Origin of the sequence: Undibacterium sp. Xuan67W (assembly GCF_049340165.1) — a bacterium.
GTDB lineage: Bacteria > Pseudomonadota > Gammaproteobacteria > Burkholderiales > Burkholderiaceae_D > Undibacterium.
The window spans coordinates 99,687-126,046 of record NZ_JBMPPN010000002.1; the positions used below are offsets into that span (position 1 = coordinate 99,687).

23 protein-coding genes are annotated in these 26,360 nt (G+C 49.9%); 16 read left to right on the forward strand and 7 right to left on the reverse strand.

What is annotated here, in order from left to right:
- Positions 1-203: 203 nt before the first annotated feature.
- The 5 genes from ACO0LE_RS02185 to ACO0LE_RS02205 all read right to left on the reverse strand — a co-directional run bounded on the left by ACO0LE_RS02185 (position 204) and on the right by ACO0LE_RS02205 (position 6,834).
- On the reverse strand, positions 204-1,514 hold the full coding sequence (locus ACO0LE_RS02185; RefSeq protein WP_422958780.1) for an ABC transporter substrate-binding protein: 1,311 nt from the start codon (positions 1,512-1,514) through the stop codon (positions 204-206).
- Positions 1,515-1,649: 135 nt separating this feature from the next.
- Entirely contained in the window at positions 1,650-2,708 is a 1,059-nt protein-coding gene (locus ACO0LE_RS02190) for a branched-chain amino acid ABC transporter permease (protein WP_422958781.1), read from the reverse strand.
- A gap of 227 nt (positions 2,709-2,935) precedes the next feature.
- Entirely contained in the window at positions 2,936-3,832 is an 897-nt protein-coding gene (locus ACO0LE_RS02195; protein ID WP_422958964.1) for a branched-chain amino acid ABC transporter permease, read from the reverse strand.
- 207 nt (positions 3,833-4,039) lie between these two features.
- Positions 4,040-4,849, reverse strand: coding sequence for an ABC transporter ATP-binding protein (locus ACO0LE_RS02200; RefSeq protein ID WP_422958782.1), 810 nt, complete (start codon positions 4,847-4,849; stop codon positions 4,040-4,042).
- Entirely contained in the window at positions 4,846-6,834 is a 1,989-nt protein-coding gene (locus ACO0LE_RS02205; protein ID WP_422958783.1) for an AMP-dependent synthetase/ligase, read from the reverse strand. The genes ACO0LE_RS02200 and ACO0LE_RS02205 overlap by 4 nt, the downstream gene beginning before the upstream one ends.
- A 507-nt stretch (positions 6,835-7,341) precedes the next feature.
- Between ACO0LE_RS02205 and ACO0LE_RS02210 the strand changes: the two genes are divergently transcribed.
- Together ACO0LE_RS02210 and ACO0LE_RS02215 are read left to right on the forward strand one after the other, a co-directional pair.
- Positions 7,342-8,061, forward strand: a complete 720-nt coding sequence (locus ACO0LE_RS02210) for a Crp/Fnr family transcriptional regulator (protein WP_422957863.1) — start codon at positions 7,342-7,344, stop codon at positions 8,059-8,061.
- A 5-nt stretch (positions 8,062-8,066) separates the two neighbouring features.
- Positions 8,067-8,921 carry a Rossmann-like and DUF2520 domain-containing protein gene (locus tag ACO0LE_RS02215; RefSeq protein ID WP_422958784.1) on the forward strand — a complete coding sequence of 285 codons (855 nt, stop codon included), beginning with the start codon at positions 8,067-8,069 and terminating at the stop codon, positions 8,919-8,921.
- 35 nt (positions 8,922-8,956) lie between these two features.
- Here the strand turns inward: ACO0LE_RS02215 and ACO0LE_RS02220 are convergent, their stop codons facing one another.
- Complete coding sequence (locus ACO0LE_RS02220; RefSeq protein WP_422958785.1) at positions 8,957-10,426, reverse strand: sensor domain-containing diguanylate cyclase; 1,470 nt, start codon at positions 10,424-10,426, stop codon at positions 8,957-8,959.
- A 213-nt stretch (positions 10,427-10,639) separates the two neighbouring features.
- Positions 10,640-11,185 (reverse strand): glycine zipper 2TM domain-containing protein, encoded by a 546-nt coding sequence (locus ACO0LE_RS02225; RefSeq protein ID WP_422958786.1) that lies wholly within the window; start codon positions 11,183-11,185, stop codon positions 10,640-10,642.
- A gap of 117 nt (positions 11,186-11,302) precedes the next feature.
- On the opposite strand from ACO0LE_RS02225, the gene ACO0LE_RS02230 reads away from it, so the two are divergent.
- From ACO0LE_RS02230 to ACO0LE_RS02295, 14 genes are all read left to right on the forward strand, one after another.
- Positions 11,303-11,782, forward strand: coding sequence for an MAPEG family protein (locus ACO0LE_RS02230; RefSeq protein WP_422958787.1), 480 nt, complete (start codon positions 11,303-11,305; stop codon positions 11,780-11,782).
- 87 nt (positions 11,783-11,869) lie between these two features.
- Complete coding sequence (locus ACO0LE_RS02235) at positions 11,870-12,883, forward strand: AI-2E family transporter (protein ID WP_422958788.1); 1,014 nt, start codon at positions 11,870-11,872, stop codon at positions 12,881-12,883.
- A 65-nt stretch (positions 12,884-12,948) separates the two neighbouring features.
- Complete coding sequence (locus ACO0LE_RS02240) at positions 12,949-13,248, forward strand: antibiotic biosynthesis monooxygenase family protein (RefSeq protein WP_422958789.1); 300 nt, start codon at positions 12,949-12,951, stop codon at positions 13,246-13,248.
- A gap of 225 nt (positions 13,249-13,473) precedes the next feature.
- Complete coding sequence (gene gshA / locus ACO0LE_RS02245; protein ID WP_422958790.1) at positions 13,474-14,772, forward strand: glutamate--cysteine ligase; 1,299 nt, start codon at positions 13,474-13,476, stop codon at positions 14,770-14,772.
- 21 nt (positions 14,773-14,793) lie between these two features.
- Positions 14,794-15,030, forward strand: a complete 237-nt coding sequence (locus tag ACO0LE_RS02250; protein WP_422958791.1) for a hypothetical protein — start codon at positions 14,794-14,796, stop codon at positions 15,028-15,030.
- Between the two features lie 84 nt (positions 15,031-15,114).
- Positions 15,115-16,062, forward strand: coding sequence for a glutathione synthase (gene gshB / locus ACO0LE_RS02255; RefSeq protein ID WP_422958965.1), 948 nt, complete (start codon positions 15,115-15,117; stop codon positions 16,060-16,062).
- Positions 16,063-16,229: 167 nt separating this feature from the next.
- On the forward strand, positions 16,230-16,637 hold the full coding sequence (locus ACO0LE_RS02260; protein WP_422957854.1) for a PTS sugar transporter subunit IIA: 408 nt from the start codon (positions 16,230-16,232) through the stop codon (positions 16,635-16,637).
- Between the two features lie 44 nt (positions 16,638-16,681).
- The gene (locus tag ACO0LE_RS02265; RefSeq protein WP_422958792.1) at positions 16,682-16,951 is read left to right on the forward strand and encodes an HPr family phosphocarrier protein; all 270 of its coding nucleotides are present in this window, start codon (positions 16,682-16,684) and stop codon (positions 16,949-16,951) included.
- A 92-nt stretch (positions 16,952-17,043) separates the two neighbouring features.
- The gene (gene ptsP / locus ACO0LE_RS02270; protein WP_422958793.1) at positions 17,044-18,795 is read left to right on the forward strand and encodes a phosphoenolpyruvate--protein phosphotransferase; all 1,752 of its coding nucleotides are present in this window, start codon (positions 17,044-17,046) and stop codon (positions 18,793-18,795) included.
- A 348-nt stretch (positions 18,796-19,143) separates the two neighbouring features.
- Entirely contained in the window at positions 19,144-20,307 is a 1,164-nt protein-coding gene (metX, locus tag ACO0LE_RS02275) for a homoserine O-succinyltransferase MetX (RefSeq protein WP_422958794.1), read from the forward strand.
- Positions 20,304-20,906: a methionine biosynthesis protein MetW gene (metW, locus tag ACO0LE_RS02280; RefSeq protein WP_422958795.1), complete on the forward strand. Its 603-nt coding sequence runs from the start codon at positions 20,304-20,306 to the stop codon at positions 20,904-20,906. Before metX ends, metW begins: the two co-directional genes overlap by 4 nt.
- Positions 20,907-21,046: 140 nt before the next feature.
- Positions 21,047-22,342: an AmpG family muropeptide MFS transporter gene (locus ACO0LE_RS02285; protein ID WP_422958796.1), complete on the forward strand. Its 1,296-nt coding sequence runs from the start codon at positions 21,047-21,049 to the stop codon at positions 22,340-22,342.
- Between the two features lie 88 nt (positions 22,343-22,430).
- Positions 22,431-23,312 carry a M48 family metallopeptidase gene (locus ACO0LE_RS02290; protein ID WP_422958797.1) on the forward strand — a complete coding sequence of 294 codons (882 nt, stop codon included), beginning with the start codon at positions 22,431-22,433 and terminating at the stop codon, positions 23,310-23,312.
- A gap of 669 nt (positions 23,313-23,981) precedes the next feature.
- A complete protein-coding gene (locus ACO0LE_RS02295; RefSeq protein WP_422958798.1) occupies positions 23,982-26,357 on the forward strand; it encodes a TonB-dependent receptor in 2,376 nt (791 codons plus the stop codon).
- Positions 26,358-26,360 lie beyond the last annotated feature (3 nt).

Genomic DNA, 26,360 nt, shown 5'->3' on the forward strand with positions numbered 1-26,360 from the left:
GTTCTCATTCATCTCAGACAGGTTGTGCCGGGTCGCGCGCGCCTGCGGCAATCACAGTCGTTTTGTACTGATGGCAGATCGGACTTCATCTGCGCTAATTCATCAGGCTAAAAGAACCCACTCCTGTTTTTTATCACCACGAATGAGGCGGCAGGAGTGGGAAATCCAGTAAGGAAGTTTTTGCATCTTGATATTGCGGCGATTTACTTCAGGCACGCCGGGGTAATTTTTTTCTCTGCTGCATATTTGTTGGAAGACTCCTCCAGCAATGCGCGTGTCAGTGCCTTATCACCCGTCATCCAGTTTGGTGTGATGGCTTTCCATTTGTCGCCTGTCCATTGCTGGACTTTGACGGCGCCTGAACCTTCATGGTCTTCGCATGAGGTTTTAACTGGCGGGAACATGCCCAGAGCGCCCAACGCTTTTTGACGTGCTTCATCAACATTCAGATTTTCAAAGCCCCAACGGATTTGTTCCGATGTGACTGTTTTACCTTTACCGTATTTTTCCTGTGCTTTCAGAATCGCCTCTGCCCACAGCATTGCGGCGGTTACGCCACGCATGTGATACACCGATCCGACCCGGCTCTTATCGCCCAGATTGCCTTTACCGGCGGCATACACCTTGCTACGGATTTCATCGAGTACCGGATAGTTGCCCGGTGTATTGAAGGTCATCGTCGTGTAGCCTTTGGCCGCATCACCTGCCGGAATCGCATCTTCCTCGGAACCTGCCCACCAGACGCCGAGCATTTTTTCACGTGGGAAACCATTACGTTGTGCGGTCTTGATTGCGACGGCATTCATGACGCCCCAGCCCCACAGAATCACGTAATCAGGATTGGCCTGACGGATTTGCAGCCACTGTGATTGCTGCTCATTACCCGGATGCGCCACCGGGATCTTAATCAGTTCAAAACCGTATTGTTTGGCCTGCGCTTCCAGTACGGGCAGAGGTTCTTTGCCAAACGCAGAGTCGTGATACAGATGGACGATTTTTTTTCCTTTGAGCTTGTCCATGCCACCGGATTTATCGCCCAGATATTTTGTCATTGCCGCTGCCTGATTCCAGTAGCTCGTGATCAGGGGAAAAATATACGGAAACACTTTACCGTTCGCGGCGTCAGAGCGCCCATAACCCAGTGTCGTCATCGGGATTTTGTCATCGGCGACCCGGTCCAGGATGCCGTAGGCGATGCCGGTAGAGAGTGGCTCGACCAGCGATGCACCGCCATTTGATTTTTTCAGGCGTTCGTAGCATTCAACACCGCGAGAGGCGTTGTATTCGGTTTCGCATTCTTCCCATGAAATCTTGACGCCGTTCAAGCCGCCTTTGGCATTGATCAGATTAAAGTAATCAATCGCACCGCCATAGAATCCTGAGCCACCGGCGGCATAAGGGCCGACCCGGTACGACAACAAGGGAATAAATTGTTCATCCGCCCGCGCGATGCTGGCAGCGCCGATGGCGCTTGCAAAGGCGGTGCCTAGCAGTATTGATTTGAGTAATTTCATGATGTCTCCTTCGTGGTTGGATAAGGTAAAGCCCGATGCTTGATGTGCACACCTTGAGTACCATCGCATCTTTTATCTGGACTGCCGGGATATTTTTCCGTCAGCTCTATTATTTATTTTCGTTGTTCACAGACCCTAATACGGAAATGGCCATAAGCGTAATTTCTCTTTCGCGATCTGCCACAGTCTTGCGAGACCATGCGGTTCTACAATCAGGAAAAAAATGATCAGCGCGCCGAACACCATCAGTTCCAGATTCGATGCCACATTGGTCGGTAAAGACATGCCATGCGCAATCAGATTCAAGACAATCGGCAGCAAAATGATGAAGGCGGACCCGAGGAAAGAACCAAGGATAGAGCCGACGCCACCGATGATGATCATGAATAAGATCCGGAACGATAGATCGAGATTGTAGGCTTCAGGCTCCACTGTACCGAGATAGGCATACGCATATAAAGCGCCTGCCACACCGCAGTAGAACGAGGACACGGCAAAGGCCAGCAACTTAGTCCGCATCAGCCGAAAGCCGATCACTTCGGCGGCGACGTCCATGTCCCGCACAGCCATCCATGAGCGACCCACATTCGACCGCACCATGTTTTTTGCCAGCAGCGCCAGTACACAGACGATACACAGAGTCAGCAGATATTTTTTGACGGGAGTAGTAAAGCTCACCCCGAGGATCACCATCTCTTGCGCTGTGATGACGCCGGAAGAACTGTAATTCGTGAACCACTGTACTTTAGTCAGGCACCAGACCACAAAGAACTGCGTCGCCAGAGTTGCCGCCGCTAGATAGAAGCCGCGGATACGCAGCGACGGCAAGCCAAAGGCGATTCCCACCAGTGCCGCACACAGGCCGCCTAGGATAAAGGCCAGCAATACCGGAATGCCAGGAATCCGCAGCACAAAGTTATATGAGGCAAATGCCCCTACCGCCATAAACGCGGCTGACCCCAGAGACAACTGACCTGCATAGCCGGTCAGAATATTTAGTCCCAGTGCCGCCAGCGAGAAGATCAGAAACGGAATCAATATCGCAGAAAATGCGTAAGGCGTCGCGATCAGCGGTACGACCACAAAGGCCAGCGCCAGAATAATCGCGAACCCTATCCTGTCCTGACGAATAGGAAAAATCTGATTGTCCGCAGCGTAACTGGGTTTGAACTGACCTGCTTCACGGTAGAACATAGAATTCCCTTATTTTCAATTTCAAATGCGTAATGTTCCTGCGGTTTTTCACGTGTTTATGCTTGGGAAGGCTCATGGATATTGCGCATTCAGTTTCGGTAACGTCCAAAAACCTTTTAATCGATATGTCATAGAACCGCTTACTGCTATCTTTTTCTCGTATCTCCGTGTTCCCATGTCTCTGCATTGAGAGGTCTGGGTTTTGCATCAGTCCTATACGAAGCACGTCAGATACGCCGGATAATTTTCTCGCCAAACAAACCCTCAGGCCGCACTAGCAGGAACAGCAGCGCCAGAACATATGGAAACCAGCCTTCGATACCACCACCGACCATAGGGCCGATGTAGACCTCGGCAAGTTTTTCCGACGCGCCGATAATCAGGCCGCCGACAATTGCACCCGGCACCGAAGTAAAGCCGCCCAGGATCAGCACCGGCAAAGCTTTTAACGCTACAAAGGTCAGCGCAAACTGTACGCCATTACGGGCGCCCCACAACAGACCCGCAACCAGCGCGACGAAACCAGCAACGGCCCACACCACGCCCCAGATCTGTTGTAAGGGAATACCGACAGCGAGCGCTGCCTGATGATCGTCAGCGACCGCCCGCAGCGCACGGCCGATTTTTGTTTTTGAGAATAACAATGCCAGACCCGTGACCAGTAGGGCGCAAATCAGCGCAGCGATGACGTCGAATTGCGACACGATGATGTTGAATTTTTCCATCAATATCTCGATAGGCACGTCTTCGATGGGTAGATTCAGCCTGTGTGGTTGTGAGCCCCACAATAGCTGGGCCAGACCTTCGATAAAAAACGTCAGGCCAATTGTCGCCATGAACAAGGTAATTTCCGGCTGATTGACCAAAGGACGCAGAACGATGCGTTCAATTGCCAGACCAAGCGCGACCATCACGATCATGGTCAGCGGGATCGCCAGCCAGAGCGAGAGATTGAATTGCTCGGTCAGCCCGACGCAAGTCAGCGCGGCAAAAAATACCATTGCCCCCTGAGCGAAGTTGAACACGCCGGAGGCTTTGTAGATCAGCACAAAGCCCAGGGCAACCAGCGCATACATGACGCCTGAGAGCAGGCCACCGATCAGGACTTCAAAGAAAAAATTGATATTCATTTCTAGCTTTCAGCTTACATGACGCAAATATTAGGCAAAGATGTATTGTTGACAGAAGACCTCTCAACACAGAGACACGGATACACAGGTACACAGAGGAAAACATGAGAAAAATTGTTCATATTCAGCACGTGATTTTTTTCTGTGCTTTTCTTTGTGTCACAGCGCCTTTATGTTTAGCGGTTTTAAGATTTTTTATCATCAATGGGCTACGCCAAGATAAGCGTTAATCACTTCCTGATTCGCCAGCACTTCTGCCGGTGTACCGTCGCCAATTTTTTTGCCGTAGTCGAGTACCACCACTCTGTCGGAGATATCCATCACGACGCCCATATCGTGTTCGATCAGCACAATGGTAGTGCCGAGCTGATCGTTGACGTCGAGTATGAAGCGGCTCATGTCTTGTTTTTCTTCGACGTTCATACCGGCCATCGGCTCATCGAGCAAGAGTATCTCCGGCTCTGCCGCCAGCGCCCGGCCAAGTTCGACGCGCTTTTGCAGACCATACGACAAGCGGCCTACCGGGGTTTTGCGGATGTGCTGGATTTCGAGAAAGTCGATAATCTCTTCGACCTTCTGGCGATGGGCGATTTCTTCTCTTTGTGCCGGGCCCCAATACAAGGCCTGCATCAGAAAATTGCCTCTCATCTTCAGGTTACGTCCCGTCATGATGTTGTCGAGCACGCTCATCCCTTTAAACAAGGCAATGTTCTGAAAGGTGCGGGCGATGCCACTTTTTGCCGCGGCATAGGTATTCATTCCGCGTCGCTGCTGGCCCCTGTAGGTGATATTGCCCTCTTGCGGGTGATACACGCCATTGATGACATTCAGCATGGAGCTTTTACCCGCGCCGTTGGGACCGATGATGGCGCGAATCTCGTGTTCTCTGACGTTGAAAGAAATATTCGTCAATGCTTTCACACCACCAAAAGACAGTGAGATGCCTTGTAAATCCAGGATCACTTCTCCGATTTTTCTACCAGTGTCTGTTGTGCTTGCTATGTCCGTCATGCTGTCCTCACGCTATTTTTTGTTGTTGTCGCGGGCTGATTGACGGCGATTACTTTGACATCGCTAATATGCAGATCGGCACTGACTTTGCCTTGACGACCATCTTCAAACTTTACTTGAGTTTCGATATGCTGAGAACGTTTTCCTGAGTATAGGGCATCGATCAGTACCGCATATTTTTGCGCAACAAAACCACGGCGCACCTTGCGTGTGCGGGTCAGTTCATCGTCATCGGGATCAAGTTCTTTATGCAGTATCAGGAAACGATGGATTTGCGTGTTCGCCATCAGGGCTTCGCTGGCGAGATCGGCGTTAACTTTTTCCACGCAGGACATAATGAGCTGATAGGTCTCCCCCTTGCCCGCCAGTTCGGCGTATCCGGCATAAGCGATGCCGCGCCGCTCTGACCAGTTGCCAACGGCTTCCATATCAATATTGATGAAAGCGCAGACGGTATCGCGGTCATGGCCGAAGGCGACGGCTTCTTTGATAAACGGAAAGAACTTGAGTTTGTTCTCGATATAGTTCGGTGCAAAGATATCGCCATTGCTCAGCTTGCCAACGTCGGCAGCGCGGTCAATAATTTTCAGATGACCTTCGCTGTCAAAGATACCCGCATCGCCGGTATGAAAGTAGCCGTCTGCATCCATGACTTCGGCAGTGGCATCGGGGCGTTTGTAATAGCCCTTCAACATTGAGACCGATTTGACCAGCACTTCTCCGTTGTCGTCGAGTTTGACTTCGACTCCCGGTGCGGCAAGTCCGACGCTGTCGAATTTGATGTGACCGTCAGGTTGCAGGCAAACATAAGCGCAGGTCTCGGTTGAGCCGTATAGTTGTTTCAGGTTCACACCGATAGAACGGTAAAAGCGAAACAGGTCAGGACCAATCGCTGCACCTGCCGTGTAAGCGACGCGTACGCGAGACAGACCGAGAACGTTTTTTAAGGGGCCATAGACAAAGAAATTGCCCAGGGCATAGTTCAGTTTGTCCAACAGGGAGACGGGTTTGCGGTCGAGAATATCTGATCCGACTTGACGCGCTACTTCCATGTAGTGATGGAACAATTTGCGCTTGATTGCGCCAGCATCTTCCATACGTATCATCACGGTGGTGAGCATATTTTCAAATACGCGTGGCGGTGCAAAATAGTAAGTGGGGCCGACTTCGCGCAGATCTGTGAGTACCGTTTCGCCCGACTCCGGACAATTCACCGTAAAGCCTGCCGCCATTGCCTGTGCATAGGAAAATAAATGATCGCCGACCCATGCCATCGGCAGGTAAGACAAGATATCTTCACGTTCAGTCAGATGATCGAAACTCGCACCGCCATGCGCAGCGTTCATAAATGAGCGATGCGTCTGGCAGACACCTTTCGGCTTGCCCGTGGTGCCAGAGGTGTACAGCATAACGGCAGTGTCATCCGCCCGTCCTGACTCAAGCTGTTGCATGAAAAATTCGGGATGAGCCTGATCAAAGGCGCGGCCGATTTCCTGCAGCTGGGCATACGATGTGAGTTCCGGCTGGTGATAATGACGCATGCCGCGATCATCATCGAACGCGATATGCCGGATCCCCGCGTACTGCTGTTTGATTTCCAGCAGTTTATCGACTTGCTCCTGATCTTCGACGATGGCGAATTGAATTTCAGCATTCTCCAGCACATAGGCCATATCCGCTGCGGGAGCATCCTGATACAGCGGAACCGCGATACCCCCCAGACATTGTGCTGCTGCCATGGCCCAATACAGGCGCGGACGATTGTCACCGATAATCGCCAGATTCATCCCGCGTTGAAAGCCTTGTGCCGCCAGCCCGCAGGCGAGCGCGCGGACTTCTGCACTGACCTCAGCCCAGCTCCAGGTTTGCCAGATGCCTAAATATTTTTCGCGGAACGCGGGCCGATCCGCACGCATGTGCGCATTGCGCAGCAAGAGCCTGGGAAAGGTCGTGTCAGTCGTGATTGCAGTATTCGTGTAGGTCATTGTCTCCGCCAGCTACTTAATTCGACTTGCACAAAATGGATCGCCATGGATCGTAATCAATCGCCATAGATCACCTTAGTTCTGATGATGTGGGTGAGTTTCCTCACACTCCCTTACGGCATACTTACTGTTCTCTGAGAGTTTTTTCAAAACCTCACAGGCAGATAGAACTTGTGTCATTGGTCCCGATGCAGAAGCAGACATGGTGTAGCAGCGTGGATGTTGCGCGAGTGCACAAGATGTTCCTTGTGGCTCTGTTCGCTTATACAATGTCTCCAGATTTTCTCGTTTATATTTGTTAAGAGGATAGTAGACAGGTCAAACGCAACAGGCTGTCATCTGCCCGACAATCTCATTTAAACCACAGACTATCGTTGGTGCGTCGCAGCATTCATCGATAGCCGATATGATCTGGCATCATCTAATTCTATCGAGCGCCTTCACATTTATGAATCTTATTGTGTGCCTACCTGTACGCTGCCTCAATCAGGATGCAGATCACTAATCATGTCAGACAATCCGTTGGCGGCAAGCACGCATCAATCTCAAGCGGAGAGCAAATTTGCACGGACGATCTGGGCAAGCATGCTGGCACCCGAACATATGCAAAAAGTGGAGGCCGAAGTCATCGAGCGCTTTGTCCCCGCTGGTGGTTATGTATGTCGTAAAGGCGATACCGTCGATTTCTGGATGGGCGTAATTCAGGGATTTTTAAAAATGAGCAGTATTTCGCCAGAAGGCAAGACAGTGACCTTCAGTTGCATGCTGGCCGGAGGCTGGTTTGGTGAAGGTTCTTTGCTGAAGACGGAGCCGCGTAAATACGATGTCGTTGCTTTGCGCGATACGCGGGTTGCCTACATGCCGCGCAGTACCTTCAACTGGTTGCTGGATAACAGTATTCCGTTTAACCGCTTCTTGCTTCAACAGTTGAATGAGCGATTGGGACTATTTATTTCTTTAGTCGAGTATGACCGCATGCTGGACACCGACACGCGGGTAGCGCGTTGCCTGGCAGCGATGTTTCATCCGTATCTGAATCCCGGTAGTAGCATGCAACTACAAATTTCTCAAGAAGAGATCGGTTATATCTCCAGCGTGTCGCGGCAACGGGCGAATCAGGCCTTGCAGGTTTTGGAAAAGAAAAAATTACTCAGTGTCGATTACGGCGGTATCACGATTCTCGATCTGGATGGCCTGCGTGGGTTTATGGGTGAACCGGGAAAATGAGTGTCATGGATAAGAAAACCCTGAGCATCATCGGTGCGGGTAAAGTCGGTCAAGTATTGGGCCATCAATTTGTACAGCATCAGGTTTTTTCTATCCTCGATGTCTGTAACCGGTCGTTCGATAGCGCAGAGCGTGCGGCAGCCATGATAGGAGCGGGACGGGCTGCTGGTATTGTTAACGATCTTGGTAACGATATTGCCGGGGCGCACTTGCGCATTCCGGATGTGTTGATGCTGACGGTGCCAGACGACCAGATTGAGACGACTTGTCAGGCTCTGGTCGACGCCGGAATTATTCACGCTGCCAGCCTCGTGTTTCATTGTAGCGGGGCGAAAGCATCGATAGAGTTACGGGCGGCGATTGCCGTTGGCGCGAAAGTCGCGAGCGTGCATCCGGTGTGTAGCTTTGCGAATGTCGCGCATCTTGCTGCGCATTTTTCCGGCACGATTTGTAGCCTGGAGGGTGATGACGCTGGACTCGCGGTCTTATTGCCTGCGATGCAGAGCATCGGTGCTCGTACCGTCGAGATCAGTGCCGAGAATAAATTGCTGTATCACGCCGGTTCGGTATTTGCGAGTAATTATCTGGTCAGCCTGATGGAGCTGGCGCTGCAGGCGTATCAGGCCGCGGGTATCCCGGCGGAGATGGCAATGGCGATGGCACAGCCTCTGGCACAGCAGAGTTTAAGCAATGTGTTTCAGATGGGGACAGCACAAGCCCTGACGGGGCCGATTGCACGCGGCGATATGGCAACAGTCCATAAGCAGCAACGACAAGTAGCGCAATGGAATGAACAGGCGGGAGCTGTCTATCAGGCCTTTATCGCACCTACCGTCGGTTTGACAGCGAAAAAGCGATAAATATTTTGCGCTTATTTAAGAAAATAATCAGAAAGTTATTCAGAGAAGTAGACGCTGTTACGACCGTTTTCTTTTGCCTGATATAAGGCGACATCCGCACGTTCAAATACGCTGTCTTCGCTTTCATTATCCTTGTATTGGGCAACCCCCATGCTCACGGTAATGCTGAGCCTGCCTTTTGCTAAATCGGTTGTACGCGAAAAATCATTTGCCGCAATGGTGCTGCGCAGGTTTTCGGAAATGGACGTGGCTTTTTCGAGAGTGCAGTTTTTTAATAAAATCAAGAACTCTTCACCGCCCCAGCGACAGATGATGTCACTCTCGCGTAACGACCGTTTTGCAATCAGGGCAATTTCTTTGAGTACATGATCACCGACCAGATGACCATGTTTGTCATTCACTTTTTTGAAAAAATCGATATCGACCAGCGCCACGCATAAGGGCTGGCGTGAGCGTTCGCTATCAAGCAGCGCCTGTTGAAATACGAAGTCAAATGCCTGGCGGTTGAGCAGTGAGGTCAGCTGATCGGTTGCGGCAGATTTCTCTATGCGGGCTTGATAGCGTTTTACCGACAGCACCAGCAGGATCAGGACAATCAGCGTGATTGCCGCACTGATCGCGATGTTGATGAAGGCGATATCTTGTAAAGGTTTCAGGTCACCGTTGAGTTCTTGCTCTACCAGCAGATGCCAGCCCAGTTCGGGGATAAAGCGCGAATTGACAAGAATGTGATCGTTATCGAGCTTGTATTCCAGATGCAGTGAATCACTTTTTTTATTCGCTAGAATCTGCGTGGCGATGTCGCTGATCCCCGGTGTGCTTTGTAGCGAACTACGGGATTTTTTGATATTACTGCCAGCCAGAACAATCGTCCCTTTTTGATCGACGAAATAGATATTCCGGTGGAAGCGAGTCTGATAACTGTCGATCAGGCGTTTCATGGTATCGAGGGTCATGCCGATGCCGGTTGCGCCGATAAATTTGCCGCTGTAATCGAGAATTTTATAGTTGATAAAAATCGTCATGCTGTCACGATTCGCCATGTCCACATCGACATTGGTTTCGTAAGCAGGTTTCATGGCGGCAACCCGGTAAAACCATTGATCGCGTGCTTCGGTCGGGCTGACGGATTTCAGGACGCCGCTGGCGTGATAGTACTGGTGCGTGAGATTAGACACCATGAAACTGGAAATCGCATTGTTCTTGGTTTTGATTTCTTTCAGATAGCGAACGATTTGCTCCGGCTCTTGTTCACCGTTGATGATCCAGTCGCGCAAGAAGGTGTCATGCGCCATTTGCGATGAGACAAAGACCGGACGCAGTATATCTTTCTGGATTTCAGAGTACACATTGTCACTCGTGATCGGCAGCGTCTGCTCGGACAAGCTCTGATGGATCGCATCGCGCGACACCATGAATCCAGCCAGATTGGTGAAAACGAAACCAGCGACCAGAATCAGCGATAGCCAGATCAACAAACCGTATTGTTTTAATATTTTTCGCATGTGATGGTGATCAAAACGCGGTCAATTTTTGATGCCGTGTGGTCGCATGACACGGATCACTGTTTGCAGTGTTGCGGCAAGATCATACTATAAAGATGGCAGATTTCCTGCTAAATTGCGTGAAAATTAATTCCGCGTGGAAATATTTTGCATGAAAAAAATGCCGCAAATTGCGGCATTTTTTTCACATGGCAGCCTGCGTTACAGGCTGCATTATGGACGTGGCGTTAATGAGACATGCAGTTTCAAACGTGAACCCGGATCGTACGGCATGACGCTGGTGTAGGTACGGTTGTGATATTCATAGGTCACTGCGTAGCCGTTATTGCGGGTTTCCCAACGGTCAACATTCGCGCAGCGACGCACTGGCTGGCTCTCGTAGGTGCTTTGTCCGCGATTATTGTCGTTGTTGCCATTGTCGACACGATCGCCGACGATCGCACCAGTCAATGCGCCGGCTGCTGCGGCAGCAATACGGCCATTGCCGCCACCGACCTGGCTACCCAGCAGGCCACCGGCGATACCGCCGATGATAGAGCCGCCGGCACTACGTTCGCGTTGTGGTTGCTGGCGTTGGACGTTTTCGTATTCAGTACGACACTCCTGGCGTGGCACATTAACTTGCTCTACTTGAGGCGTGACGCTGATGACCCGGGCAAAATCTTCAAAATCTGCCGCACTTGCTGCGGACATGCCTGCCAAGCCCAATAAGGCTGTCGTGGCGGAGAGAATGGCTGTTTTTTTCAGATTGATGCGCATTTTGTACCTCGTTTTATTAATCACAGTCCTCATATAACGACGAACACCCCAAAAAGGAAGACACAGGAAGACACGCAAAATGTAAAAGTCTGTATCAATTATTTCCTGATGTGCAATATGATACTTGTCGCATTATCAAAACTCGTTTCTGTTGATGCAACAAGTTGTAGCAAGCGCTCTGGAATTTTCCTCAATCTGTTTGTGATCGGACCGAAGATGCAAATGCAATGGACTAGTTGGGCAACGATAGCGGCACTGGCCGTGTATGTCTGGACTGCGGTCAATGTCAGCCGGGCACGCAGCCGTTATGGTGTCAAAGCACCCGCCGTTGACGGGCCTCCTGAGTTTTTGCGTGCCATGCGGGTGCAGCTCAATACGGTAGAGCAAATTATCTTGTTTTTACCTTCTCTGTGGCTATGCGCGCTGTGGTTTAGTGATCACGCTGCGGCTATCGGTGGTGCTGTGTGGGTCGTGGGCCGGATCTGGTATGCGCTGGCCTATTATCGGGATGCCAGCAGGCGTGCTAAAGGTTTTGTGCTGACGATTACGGCATCGCTGAGCCTGCTACTGCTCGCGGTGATCGGCTTGTTGCGTTGATGTTGGTACTGCTCTTGGTTGTATCTTTCTCTATGTTTTGACTACATAGGTTTGGTGCCACCGACTACTTTTACGGAATGACTCCCTATGACCCAAACCACTAAATTCAATGCGCCGCTATGGGCGTCTTATACGCTAGCGGTGCTGGCTTTGTTGCTGGTACTGAAGGCCGGTTTGCTGGCGGCCCTGTTCTCCGGCTTACTGGTGTATTCGCTGATCCATTTACTGGCTCCGACGATAGAGAAAAAATTCAGCGGTCAGCGTGCGCGCATGATTGCCGTCATTTTTTTATCGGTACTGATCGTCACCGCGATCACCCTGATGATCTGGGCGCTGTATGCCTATCTTCGCAGTGATGGCGGCAATGTGCATGTGCTACTGCAAAAACTCGCAGATATTATCGAGGCCTCACGTAATCAGATGCCGGAATGGGTCAGCGCTAATTTGCCAGGCGATGTGGACGACTTGAGGGAGATGCTGAGCAGTTCTTTGCGTGAACATGCGGGAGAGGCCAAGATCCTGGGTCAGGAAGCTTTTCATGTGATTGTGCATCTCTTGCTGGGGATGGTGATCGGTAGCATGGTTGCTTTGCAGGACACCATAGAGCAGGCGAACTATCGCCCGTTTGCTGCGGCCTTGCATCAGCGCGTTGCTAATCTGGGATTGATGTTTCAGAAAATCGTATTTGCTCAGGTGCGGATTTCGCTGATCAATACTGTATTTACCGCTATTTATCTGATGATTGTATTGCCACTGGCAGGAATCCATTTGCCTCTGACCAAGAGCATGATTGCGATTACCTTTATCGCCGGTCTGATTCCGGTCGTCGGAAATATCGTATCTAATGCAGTGATTGTGATCGTTGGCCTGTCGCATTCTCTCAACACTGCCGGTGCATCACTGGTATTCATGATCGTGATCCATAAACTAGAATACTTCTTAAACGCCCGTATCATCGGCGCGCAGGTCAACGCCCGTTCATGGGAATTGCTGACTGCAATCCTGGTGATGGAGACCGTATTTGGTCTACCCGGCGTGGTTGCCGCCCCCGTGTTTTATGCTTATCTCAAAAAAGAGCTAACCGATCAGGGGCTGGTTTGAAGAGGTTTGACATAGAATTCAAAGAACTTATTAACGACTAAAATACCGACTAAAAAGGATGCACCATGATTTTAGAACTCGCCGATATCCGGATTCAGCCGGGCAAGCAGGCAGAATTTGATCTTGCTATTCAACGTGGCTTGACAGAGGTGATCTCGCACGCCAAGGGTTTTCGCGGATATAAAGTGAACAAAGGCATTGAATCCCCGGAGCGTTATGTGCTCATGATTTTTTGGGATACATTGGAAAATCACACGGTTGATTTTCGTGAATCGCCTGCGTTCTTGCAATGGCGCGGGATTGTGGGTTCTTTTTTTGCTGTGCCGCCGACGGTAGAGCACTTCGATTTATTAGCCAAATCATAATGGTTGTTTAATGCTGGTGAATCAGGCTGGCGTCGCCTGAGATTTGCATTCTGTTTTTTCATGCAAATTTAGTGAGGCAAAACGACGACACATCTTGATAATCAGCGTTTCATCCCAAGTTAGCAAGACCAGGCACGTCGATTGCTGATTCCCGTTAAAATCGGCTATTAAGTCTCAACGTGTCAGCTAGTAGCATTCGCTAGTATCCGCTATCAAAAGGTCAATATGGTTCCGCATCTCGTCACCGCCCTCAACGGGCCCTTGCATGATCTAGAAAAGAAAATCCTTGAAGCCACGCCGGCGATTGAGCGCTGGTTCAGGCTCGAATGGCAGGAGCATACGCCGCCATTCTATTGCTCGGTTGATCTGCGTAATTCGGGTTTTAAGCTGGCCCCGGTAGACACTAATCTTTTCCCTGGCGGGTTTAATAATCTTTCGCAAGAAATGCTGCCACTCGCCGTACAGGCCGCTATGGCCGCGATCGAAAAATATTGCCCCGATGCGAAGAATTTGCTGTTGATCCCTGAGCGCCATACCCGCAATGCTTTTTATTTGCAAAACGTGGCACGCCAGATGCAGATTTATCGTCAGACCGGTCTGAACGTGCGTCTCGGCTCTCTATCCGAAGACATCAAGGAGCCAACGCCGGTTGACCTGCCCGATGGTACGCAACTCATTCTGGAGCCGCTAGAGCGTTCGGCCAATGGTCGCCGCCTCGGCCTGAAGAATTTCGATCCTTGTACCATCGTATTAAACAATGATTTGTCCGCAGGGATTCCGGCGATTCTGGAAAATCTGAACGAGCAAACCTTGTTGCCGCCGCTGCATGCTGGTTGGGCCGTGCGTCGCAAGACCAATCATTTTTCAGCGTATGACGAGGTTGTTAAAAAATTTGCGAAGCTGGTAGATATTGATCCCTGGATGCTGAATCCTTACTTCGCTAAATGTCATGGGATTAACTTCCACGAAGGTACAGGGATTGACACGCTGGCGGCGACGGTCGATACCGTTCTGGCAAAGATACGCAAAAAATACAAAGAATACGGCATCAAAGAAAAACCCTTCGTTATTGTGAAAGCCGATGCTGGTACCTACGGAATGGGCGTTATGACGGTGCATGATTCAAGCGAAGTCCGTGATTTGAACCGCAAGCAGCGCAATAAAATGTCGGTTGTCAAAGATGGACTGGAAGTCTCAGATGTCATCGTGCAGGAAGGCGTACACACCTTCGAGCAAATTAATGAATCGGTCGCAGAACCTGTTGTCTATATGATTGACCGTTATGTGGTCGGCGGCTTTTATCGCGTCCACGAAGATCGCGGCGTTGATGAAAATCTCAACGCGCCGGGCATGCATTTTGTGCCGCTGGCATTTGCACAGCAGCACGCGGTGCCTGACATGAAGGCTAAGCCGGGAACTGCCGCGCCGAACCGGTTTTATATGTATGGCGTAGTGGCGCGACTGGCGTTGCTGGCGGCCTCGCTGGAGCTAGAAAGAACGGATCCGAATCCTGAAGTGTATTGAAGTATATTCATCAGAGCGTGTATGAGCGGCCAGAGCGATATGGAGCCGGATGATTCGGAAAAGCGTGTTCGTTTTGGTTGTGGTGCTCTGCTTGGCGTATTTGTTGGTAAAGGTTTAGTTCTCGAGTATGTGGTTTCTTCTTTTGGATTAAAGCTTGGGATGGTTGTTGCTGCCACGCTTGTCTGCGGTTTCCTGGCGATGAAATATGGCGACGAGTTTTGGTATTCACTGAAAGACTGGCTCTGGCGGCAATGGTGAAACGGGTGATCAGTTCAAGTAATCCTGCAACCCCAAAAAACTTGTTTTGCTCTCATAAAAAACAGTAGTGTTCAATTAATGACTATGAAAATTGCCTTCCTGACCGACCCTCTCGATCAATTCAAAACCTATAAAGATTCGACCTTTGCGATGATGCGCGAGGCGGCGCAGCGAGGGTATGCCTTATATGCGTTCGGCCCCGAAGACATGGCGCTGGAAAGTGGTGTGGTTGTGGCAAATATTCGCCTCATCACACTCACAGGCGACGCTGATGACTGGTATCGTGCGGACGCGCCCAAGGCGATGCGCCTGAGTGAATTTGATGCCGTCTTGCAGCGTAAGGATCCGCCATTTGACATGGAGTACATATACGCGACGTATTTGCTGGAGCTGGCTGAGCAGCAGGGTGCACGTGTATTTAATAAGCCGGCAGCGATCCGTAATCACAATGAAAAATTGAGTATTGCGCAATTCAGCCAGTTCACCACGCCCACGCTGGTGACGCGGGATGAGCAAAGGATTCGCGCTTTCCATCAAACTCACCAGGAAATTATTCTGAAGCCGCTGGATGGCATGGGCGGCGCTGGCGTTTTCCGTATTCGTGAAGACGGCATGAATCTGGGATCGGTGATTGAGACGCTGACAGAGAATGGTCGTCGTACCATCATGGTGCAGCGCTATATTCCTGAGATCGTGCAGGGCGATAAACGGATTTTACTGATCGGCGGTAAGGTCGTGCCGTTTGCGCTGGCCCGTATTCCGCAGAACGGGGAAGTGCGCGGCAATCTGGCTGCCGGTGGTGTGGGTGTGGCGCAGGAATTGACGGCGTGGGATCTGGAAATTGCACAGACTTTGGCGCCAATACTGTACCAGCGTGGCCTGTTGCTGGTAGGATTAGATGTCATTGGGAATTATTTGACGGAAGTCAATGTCACCAGTCCGACATGCTTCCAGGAGATTACCCAGCAAAAAGGCTTCAATGTGTCGGGTATGTTCATTGATGCATTGGAGGTGGCAGTTAGCGGTAAATGAATTCCTTTTCTGCATTACGAGTATCCGGGTGAGAGTAGTAACAACATCTGTGCAGCAGTTGTGTGAGGTGAAAGAATTTATATACTCCTCTAGAGTATTTTTTTAATGTCTAGATAAATAGTGCGGAGTAAGCATAGTTTTTTAGCATACTCCCCAGAAATGTGAAAATGGTAGGGATTCTTTTATTAACCCATGCGCCTCTAGGTTCAGCCTTTATCGAGGCTGCATCGCATGTGTTCCGGGGCAGGCCGGAGCGCCTGGAGGCAATTGATGTGATTGCTGATCAAAATATTGATCAGGTCAATCACCTCGCCCGTGAGGCCGTCAAACGTCTCGACGATGGTTCCGGTGTGCTGGTCATGACCGATATTTTGGGCGGTACGCCTTCGAATTGCTGCCGACAGCTCGGTGAGCCGGATCGGGTCGCCACGATTGCTGGCATTAGCATGCCGATGCTGTTGCGGGCGATCACCTATCGCCACGATACGCTGGATGTGGTGGTCGAAATGGCGCTGGCGGGCGGGCAAAACGGCGCGCTGCGTGTTGATAGCCGAGTTCGTCTTTCTCCCCATTAGTTCTCCTTAATGTTGTTCGTTCTGTTCAAAAAAGTGAAAGCACCATGATCCAACAAGAAATCGAAATCGTGAACAAGCTTGGCCTGCACGCACGTGCTTCTGCCAAATTCACTCAGTTAGCGAGCAAATACAAAAGCGAAGTCTGGCTTACCCGCAACAACCGGCGTGTCAACGGCAAATCCATTATGGGCGTCATGATGCTGGCAGCGGGTAAAGGCAGCAAAGTCATGCTGGAGACCGAGGGCGAAGACGAACAAGCCTGTTTCGATGCCATCGTCGCCCTGATTAATGATAAGTTCGGCGAAGGCGAGTAGCGAGGTCAGCGGCCTACCTGCCTCATCAAACCAGTAGCGGGTAAGCCAAAGCAAAAATCACGATCGACATAAAAAGAACGAGGGGACAAAGCGTGGCGTCATTTACATTGCAAGGTATCCCCGTATCACGTGGCATCGCCATCGGCAGAGCGCATTTACTGCGCCCGGCAGCGCTCGATGTTCAGCATTATCTGGTCGCCCAGGAGCAAATCGAGGCAGAAGTTCAGCGTCTCAAGGACGCACTGGTGCAAGTCCATAAAGAACTGCAAACAATCTGGGCTGATTTGCCACAGGATGCGCCGACCGAGCTGGGCGCTTTCCTGGATGTGCATGCCTTGATCCTGTCTGATCCGATGATTTCTGAAGCGCCGCTGGATATCATTCGTTCCCGCCACTACAACGCCGAGTGGGCGCTGGTCACCCAAATCGACGCCTTGTCAGCGCAGTTCGATGAGATTGAAGATGACTACCTGCGTGAACGCAAAGCCGATATCCAGCAAGTAGCGGAACGGGTACTCAAAGTCTTGACCGGTAGCGCACATGACTTGCCTCGTGAGACCGGGATCGACGAGCGCAATGCCAATATGATCGTAGTAGCGCGGGATATTTCGCCCGCCGATATGATGCAATTCCGTGACGTCGCATTCGCTGGTTTTGTCACCGATGAAGGTGGTCAGAACTCTCACACTGCGATTGTTTCGCGTAGCCTTGGTATTCCGGCAGTGGTCGGCTTGGGCAATGCGTCCCGCCTGATTCAGCAAGATGACTGGCTGATTATCGACAGCGACGCAGGTGTCGTGATCGTCGCACCAACGCCATTGGTGATTGAGGAATACCGTCATCGCCTGGCAGCTTTGTTAAAAGCGCGTAAAAAATTAGCCAAACTCAAAAAAACTCCGGCGATTACCCAGGACGGAATAGAAATCACCTTGCTGGCGAATATCGAATTGCCGCAAGATGCGATCAGCGCAATGGAGGCGGGCGCCAGCGGTGTAGGCTTATTCCGTTCCGAGTTCCTGTTTATGGGGCGCACCGGTCAGGAGCAGCAATTACCGACCGAGGAAGAACAGTTCGTCGCCTATCGTGATGCCGTACTTGCGATGAAAGGCAAGCCTGTCACGATACGCACGCTGGACGTCGGCGCGGATAAACCGCTGGATGCCAGCGATCATAATATTTTGAATCCGGCTCTGGGTTTGCGGGCGATTCGTTATTGTCTCGCCGAGCCGCAATTATTCTTGACGCAATTGAGGGCGATTTTGCGCGCCTCAGCATTTGGCCCCGTGCATATCCTGATCCCGATGATGGCGCATGCCTTTGAGATTGATCAGTCTCTGGCCCTGATTGACCAGGCCAAGGAGTCTTTGCGCCACGAATCGCAAAAATTCGATGACACTGTGCCTGTCGGCGCCATGATCGAGGTGCCTGCTGCGGCCCTGAGCTTGCCGATGTTTGTGAAGAAACTGGATTTTCTCTCCATCGGTACCAATGATCTGATTCAATACACGCTCGCCATTGACCGCGCAGATCATGAGGTCGCGCATTTATACAGTGATATTCATCCGGCGATTTTGCAGTTGCTGGCAATGACGGTGACCGCCGGACAGCGTGCCGAAATTCCGGTAGCGATTTGCGGCGGTATGGCGGGTGATCTGCGCCTCACACGCTTATTGATAGGAATGGGTTTCCGCGAACTTTCGATGCCCGCCGCTTTGTTGCCAGAGATTAAGCAAGAAATTCTGAATACGAACATCGGCAATCTTCAGGCACTGATTAAAAAAATCCTGCATTGCTATGATCCGGATGTGATTCAGGATTACCTGACACAGCTGGCATTGATCTGATACTGAATAGACGACACCCGATTTAAGAAATTCCAATGAATTTGATGGAATTTCATTGAATCTAATTAAATCTAATTAAATCTAATTAAATCTGATTAAATCTGATGAGGATCGGTGCTTATCCGGCCTTGGCTGGTCAGGTTTGACGCCCGGCTCAGACTTCGCTATCCTTCTCATGGTGCGCCGATTTGAAATCAGCTTGCGGGCGCAGTTCTGACATTATTTCAGAGCAATAAATACGGCTAAAGCGAGCTTGAATGCACGCGGTACCTCTCTCATTCAGCCCCCCTTTTAGCCTTCCTGTATTTCAGTAAATCAGTATACGAGATCAGATCTCTAGGAAGACTCATGACTACTAGTTCGTCAACAACCGATCATCGCGCTGCGAGCAGCGTCGGTATCGTGGAGCCGCAGGCGCTTCATTTTGCCGATGCACTGACTTTGCAAAGCGGTGCGACGATGACCGATTACACCCTGATGGTGGAAACCTATGGCACGTTAAATGCGGATAAATCAAATGCCGTATTGATTTGTCATGCACTGAATGCCTCGCATCATGTGGCTGGTGTGTATGCCGATCAGCCAAAGAATGTGGGCTGGTGGGACAACATGATTGGTCCCGGTAAACCGGTGGATACCAACCGGTTTTTTGTCATCGGTATCAATAATTTAGGCTCTTGTTTCGGTTCGACCGGACCCATGCATTCGAACCCCAATCCCGGAAAACCTTATGGCGCAGATTTCCCCGTTGTGACGGTGGAAGACTGGGTGAAAGCACAGGCACTGGTAGCAGACCGGCTTGGTATTCAGCAATTTGCAGCGGTCATGGGCGGTTCGCTCGGGGGCATGCAGGCACTTGCATGGAGTATGTTGTTCCCGGACCGCTTACGCCACTGTGTCGTGATCGCGTCGACCTCTAAATTGTCAGCGCAAAATATTGCGTTCAACGATGTCGCGCGACAGGCAATCCTCACGGATCCAGATTTTCATGGCGGCGATTTTTATGCGCATGGTGTAGTACCACGGAGAGGCTTGCGGGTGGCGCGCATGATAGGGCACATCACCTACTTGTCTAACGACGATATGGCGGAAAAATTTGGACGTGATTTGAAGTCAGGCGAATATCAATTTGGCTTTGGCGTCGATTTTGAAATCGAATCGTATCTACGTTATCAGGGCGATAAATTTTCAGATTATTTTGATGCGAATACGTATTTGCTGATCACCAAGGCGCTCGACTATTTTGATCCCGCCAGACAATTCGGCGGCGATTTAAGCAAGGCGCTGGCGGGAACAAAGGCAAAATTTTTGCTCGCGTCGTTCACGACAGACTGGCGCTTTTCTCCGCAATGCAGCCGCGACATCGTGCAGGCGCTGGTCAGCAACCAGAGTACGGTCAGCTATGCAGAAATCGATGCGCCGCATGGACATGATGCATTCCTGCTCGATGACGCGCGCTATCTGAATCTGGTAGCTGCCTATTTCAACAATATCGCGCAGGAGCTGTCATGAATTTTTCTGAACTCAGTGAACTGCGTCCTGATCTGGCCTTTATCGCGCACTGGATCAAGCCAAAGGCGCGTATTCTCGACGTAGGCTGTGGCGATGGTGTGATGCTGGATTATCTGCAAAGTGATAAACAGTGTGCGGCCTACGGCATAGAAATCGCAGATGACAAAGTCCTCGCCTGCACTCAGCGTCGTGTCAACGTGATTCAGCAGGATATGGAAAATGGTCTCAGCATGTTTCGGGATAATGGTTTTGATACAGTGCTTTGTTTGTCTTCGCTGCAAATGATGAAGCATGTCGAACCCTTGCTGCGCGATATTGCCAGGGTAGGGCAGGAGGCGATTGTCTCGTTTCCGAATTTTGGTTATTGGCCGCATCGCACAGCCCTGTTGTGCGGCAAAATGCCAGTATCCAAATCTTTGCCGTATGAATGGTATGACACGCCGAACTTGCGCTGCGCGACGATTTACGATTTCGCCGATCTGGCGACTGAAGTAGGTCTGGAGGTATTGGAATGTGTCGCGTTGCATGAAGGTCGGCCTGTGACATTTCTACCGAATTTACGCGGTAGCCTTGCCGTATTTCGGTTGCGGAAAAAATAGTATTGCCAGTAGTCAGTCACGCTGGATTTGCACCATCTGATTCAGCCTGTCTAGTTACGACTAACTACAACTAATTACAACTGATAACTTGTGTAGCCGACAGTGTGACCGGCTGGCATTCTTAACGTAGAAAAATCTGCATGAATAATAAGCACAACGATCCGAGCAAAGTCGCTTCAGATAAAACGGAATCCGCCGGCTGGCAGCAATACCTGAACCGGCGCATGCTGATCCTGGTTTTTTTAGGATTTAGCTCAGGATTGCCCTTATTTATTTTGATCAATCTCGTACAGGCCTGGTTATCCAAGTCGGGTCTGGACGTGAAGGCGATTGGACTATTTACCTTGGTGATGTTTCCTTATCCCTGGAAATTTATCTGGGCACCTTTGATGGATCGCTTCAGCTTTGGCAGTCTGGGCCGCCGACGCGGTTGGATGATGCTTACTCAAGTCGCCTTGTTCTTCGCCATAGGTAGTCTGGGCTGGCTGGACCCGGTGACGCAGTTACCCATCATTGCCGCCTTGGCGACGCTGGTGGCGTTTCTCTCCGCGAGTCAGGATATTGTGATCGACGCATTTGGCCGCGAGATTCTCGACGACAACGAGCAAGGTTTGGGAGCTGCGGTCAAGGTGAATGCGTATAAAGTTGCTGGACTGGTGCCTGGTGCTTTGTCGTTGATTCTGGCTGACTTAATTAGCTGGCAGTGGGTGTTCTGGATCACCGCAGCTTTTATGTTGCCCGGATTGATGTGCACATTGCTGGTCAAAGAGCCGCAAGTCTATGGCGATCCTCCGAAGACAATTGAGGATGCAGTTATCTTGCCGTTTCGTGAATTCGTCACACGTGACGGTTGGGCCAATGCTGTCTGGATATTGAGCTTTATTTTCCTATATCGACTCGGCGATAGTATGGCGGCGACTCTGGCGACCAAATTTTTTATTGATCTAGGTTTTCAGTTGACGCAGATCGGTGCGATTGCCAAGGTCACATTATTCTGGGGTAGCATTGCCGGTGGAATTGTCGGTGGTATCTGGATGATCAAGCTTGGCATTAACCGTGCCTTGTGGATATTTGGTGTGGTGCAGGCGTTTAGCATTCTGGGGTTTGCTTTGCTGGCACATACTGGTCCGAACATGCTGTTGCTCGGAACGACGTTGGCGTTTGAAGCGTTTGGCGTTGGGCTTGGTACTTCAGCCTTTGTCGCATTCATTGCCCGTACGACGGATCCGCGCTACACAGCAACGCAGTTTGCTTTGTTCACAAGCCTGGCCGCAGTGCCACGTACGTTTACCACGTCGCTGATTGGTTATATCGTCGCGCAGACAGGGTGGTTCCAATTCTTTCTCTTATGCTTTTTGCTGGCGATTCCTGGGTTGTTGCTGTTGTTGAAAGTCGCGCCTTGGAATGAAAAAAAAAGCGTCGCCTCCGTTGGTTAGTGACCGTATTTGATTTTTCTATTTGTGACATCTTGATATTCTTTTATTCGTTATCATGTCGTCGTCAAATGTGTCAGGAGCAGGAATAATGAAACGGATCTTTTTTTCGGTACTGATGCTCGCTCAGATAGCGGGTTTATCTGCCTATGCTCAGTTGCCCGATTCCCAAGACGGCGTGAAAGTCGGCGAGATGTCGATTTTTCGTAAGTTAGGCGGCGGTCTGGAGACACAGGCGGCGACGCAGTACCAGCAGACCTTGCAGCAGGCTCAGGGTCAGCATGCGTTAGGGCCAGACAATCATCCGCAAGTCATACGTCTACGCGCGATCGCAGAAAAATTAAAGCCATTTGCCATGCGTTGGAATCCAAGTGCGCCCGAATGGAAATGGGAAGTTAATCTGATCGGATCAAAACAAATTAATGCCTATTGCATGCCAGGTGGCAAGATCGCTTTTTATACGGGCATTCTCGATACGCTCAAATTAACGGATGATGAGGTGGCGATCGTAATGGGGCATGAAATTGCGCATGCCTTGCGTGAACATGGTGCTGAGCGTGCAGGTAAAGCCAGGGTTGCTAATTTTGGTGTCAAGCTCGCGGAAATTATCGCCGGTGCCAAAGGCTATGACCCAAATCTCGCCGGTTCAGTCGCCGGTGGTGCGGCTAATTTAGGTATGCTGAAATTTTCACGTGATGACGAAACAGAGGCAGACGTTGTGGGCCTCGACATTGCGGCGCGTGCTGGCTACGATCCGCGTGCTGGTATTGCGTTATGGCAAAAGATGGCCATCGTGAATAAAAGTGCGCCTCCGCAATGGCTCTCTACACATCCTGCCGGCAAAGACCGGATAGAGGAAATTCGTCGTCACTTGCCCGAGGTCATGCCTCTTTATGTTCACGCCAAAGGCCTGAACTCTGCCTCCATTGCTCCCTACCGCAGTAATGTCAAACAGATTGCTGCGATTGATTGAACTGCACTTGCCACCCATCTCAACCACCGCTTGATTCAAATTTGCACTGTAATAGTGCAAATTGTGCATATTTGTCTCATTTGTGACTTTTTTCTGCGAGTTTTTTCTTCATGTCACGAAGCCTTCATAATTGGCTGGCAGACTTTGCTTTTGTAAAAATTTGTTGTTAGACTTTACTTTGACATAGATATATCGGCTGAAAATTGCAAAAAAACCGCTGTTTTTTCTAAAGCATGTAGTGAGAAAAGATCGGTATTTGTGAATGGCATGCTTCCTGCTTTTTTGCTTTAAAGAAGGTATTTCAGTCTTCACAAGACATATTGCACTCTAAAAATGGTGCGGTAACTGTGAAAATAGACTTTCCCGTTTTTTTTAAAAAATATAGCAATCGTTTGCGCGGTCCTCAGCTTTCCGCTTTTTGAATACAAGCAATCGTTTGCGCAATCCTGATAATAGGCTTATTTTTTTGACATGTTAAATGCGCTAAAAAAGGGAGATGTTGTGGTACTACAACGCTCAGCCTAAGGATTGGAAGTAATTTTCAAATTTTTTGCAACATGTTTTTGTTTTGACTGAAGTCGATCAGCAATATTTCAAGCAGTGAAGAAATTGGTCCCTGATTTATCGTTTTGTAATGAATTCTAAAAACCCTTGATCCAGGAGTAGTAAATGAAACAATCAAGAAATACATCAGCATTTCCATCGCGTTTGTCGATGGTTGCTGTCGCTTGTCAACTGGTGTGTCTGAGTGCCTATGCGCAAACAACGCCGCCAGCAGAAACTAACGAACCAACTGATCCTAACCGTGTGACCATCACCGGTAAGAAAGTCGGTATGGGTTTGATGGTGCAAGAAATCGCGCCAAAAGCACGCAGCACGATCACAGCAGAAGAGTTGGCAAAACAGCGTCCTACCGGCAATGCGTACGAAGCTCTGGAGCTGATGCCAGCAGTGAATAGCTACAACTACGATGCAACAGGCTTGTTCGGTGGCGGCTTGACATTGCGCGGCTTTAACAGCGATCAGATCGGTGCAACGATTAACGGCGTGCCGGTCAATGACTCCGGTAGCTTCTCTGTGTTCCCGCAAGAATTCGTGGATCAGGAAAATACTTGTACCCAGTTCGTAACACAAGGTTCAACAGACGTTGACTCTCCACAGATCGGTGCGACTGGCGGTAACTTCGGTATCACTACTTGCGATCCGTCGAAGACACAAAACTTCCGCCTGATGCAGACACTTGGTGGCTTGAATTTGTCGAAAACTTATGTGCGTTATGACACAGGTATGCTGGGTGAGCGTTCACGTTTCTTCATTTCCGTTTCTCATGCGCAAGCGGATAAATGGAAAGGTTGGGGTGGTGCTAACCGTGATCACGTCGATATGGGATTCCGCGTTGATTTCGATCGTTTTAATTCGATCAACGGTACGATCTTGTACAACAAAGCAATTAACCAAAATATCAGCACTTTCAACTTGGCTGATCTGGCTAAAAACGGTTACTACTACGATTATTCAACCAAGTTCATCGGTCACGTAGCCCCAACACCTGGCAAGGCTGGTAGCGATCCAACTCAAGCAAATGCGGACACTTTCTATCAACTGACTAAGAATCCGTTTGAAAACGTTATTGCATCTGCAGTCGGTAAATTCCGTATTGGTGAAGATACTGATTTGAAAATAATTCCGTATTTTTGGTATGGATATGGTACGGGTGGCGTTCAACAACGTTTGCAAACCGAAAATGCCTTCCTCAACCCAGTTACTGGAAAAAATACAGCTGCTGTTGACCTGAATGGCGATGGCGACACACTGGACAAGGTCATTGTTGCGAGCTCAAACGTGACACGTACGAATCGCCCAGGTATTACAGCGTCATTAACCCATACTTTTGGCAATCACCAAGTTTTAGCCGGTTTCTGGGCTGAGCGTGCTGTGCATGAGCAATTTGGACCTATGGTTGCTGTTGACGCTAACGGCAATGCGGGAGATATCTGGTTGCAAGAAGGACGCATCACTCGTCCAGATGGCACTCCGTATCAAGGTCGTGACTGGAAAACAATTAGTACTGCTTACCAGATTTTTGCACAAGACACCATTAGCTTAATGGATGATAAGTTAAGTTTGAATTTTGGTGTTCGCGCGCCAACGATGAAGCGTGACTTCACAAACTACGCCAGTGAGGGTTCAGGTGTCGGTTATAACATCAAGAAAACCTACTCTGAAGTATTGCCTCAGTTAGGTGCTCGTTACCAGATCGATTACAATAACTCCGTGTTCGCAAGCTTAGCTAAGAACATGAAAGTACCGCCAAACTTTGTGTATGCCACAACGGGTAACGTTGTCGTAACAAACGGCGTTGCAACGATGCCCGTCGATGTGAAAGCAGAAACTTCGTATAACCTGGATCTGGGATATCGCTTACAAAGCGAAAAACTGACAGGTCAGTTCACGGTGTACTCTGTTGATTTCCGTGACCGTCAGGCCACTGCTTATGATCCGGTAACGAATCTGAGCAGCTTGACTAGCGTAGGTAAAGTTAAAACTCGCGGTTTTGAAGTTGAATTGGGTAATACGCCAGTCAACGGCTGGTCTTTCTACAGCTCTTTGGGTTACGCTAAGAGCGAAATTCAAGACAATCTGATCGTCAGCAAAACAGCAACTTTGCCAACAGCTGGTAAAGAAATGACATTGACGCCAACCTGGAAAGCGGGACTGAGCGCGCAATATGAAACAGGCGCATGGTACACACGTTTGAAAGCGAAATATACTGGCAAGCAATGGGCAACTATGACCAATGATGAATTGGTTCCTGCTTACACATTGGTTGGTTTGGATGCGGGTTACCAATTTTCAAATACAACGTATTTGAAAAAGCCAACACTGCGTTTCAGCGTCAGTAACTTGCTTAATAAAGAATACCGTAACCCATCAAGCTTCAACGTGACGAATGCTTTGGCATACGGTACTGCTGCTGGTAAATCGGTTTTCTACTACTTAGGTGCTCCACGTTACGCTTCTGTAACTTTCTCAGTAGATTATTAATTT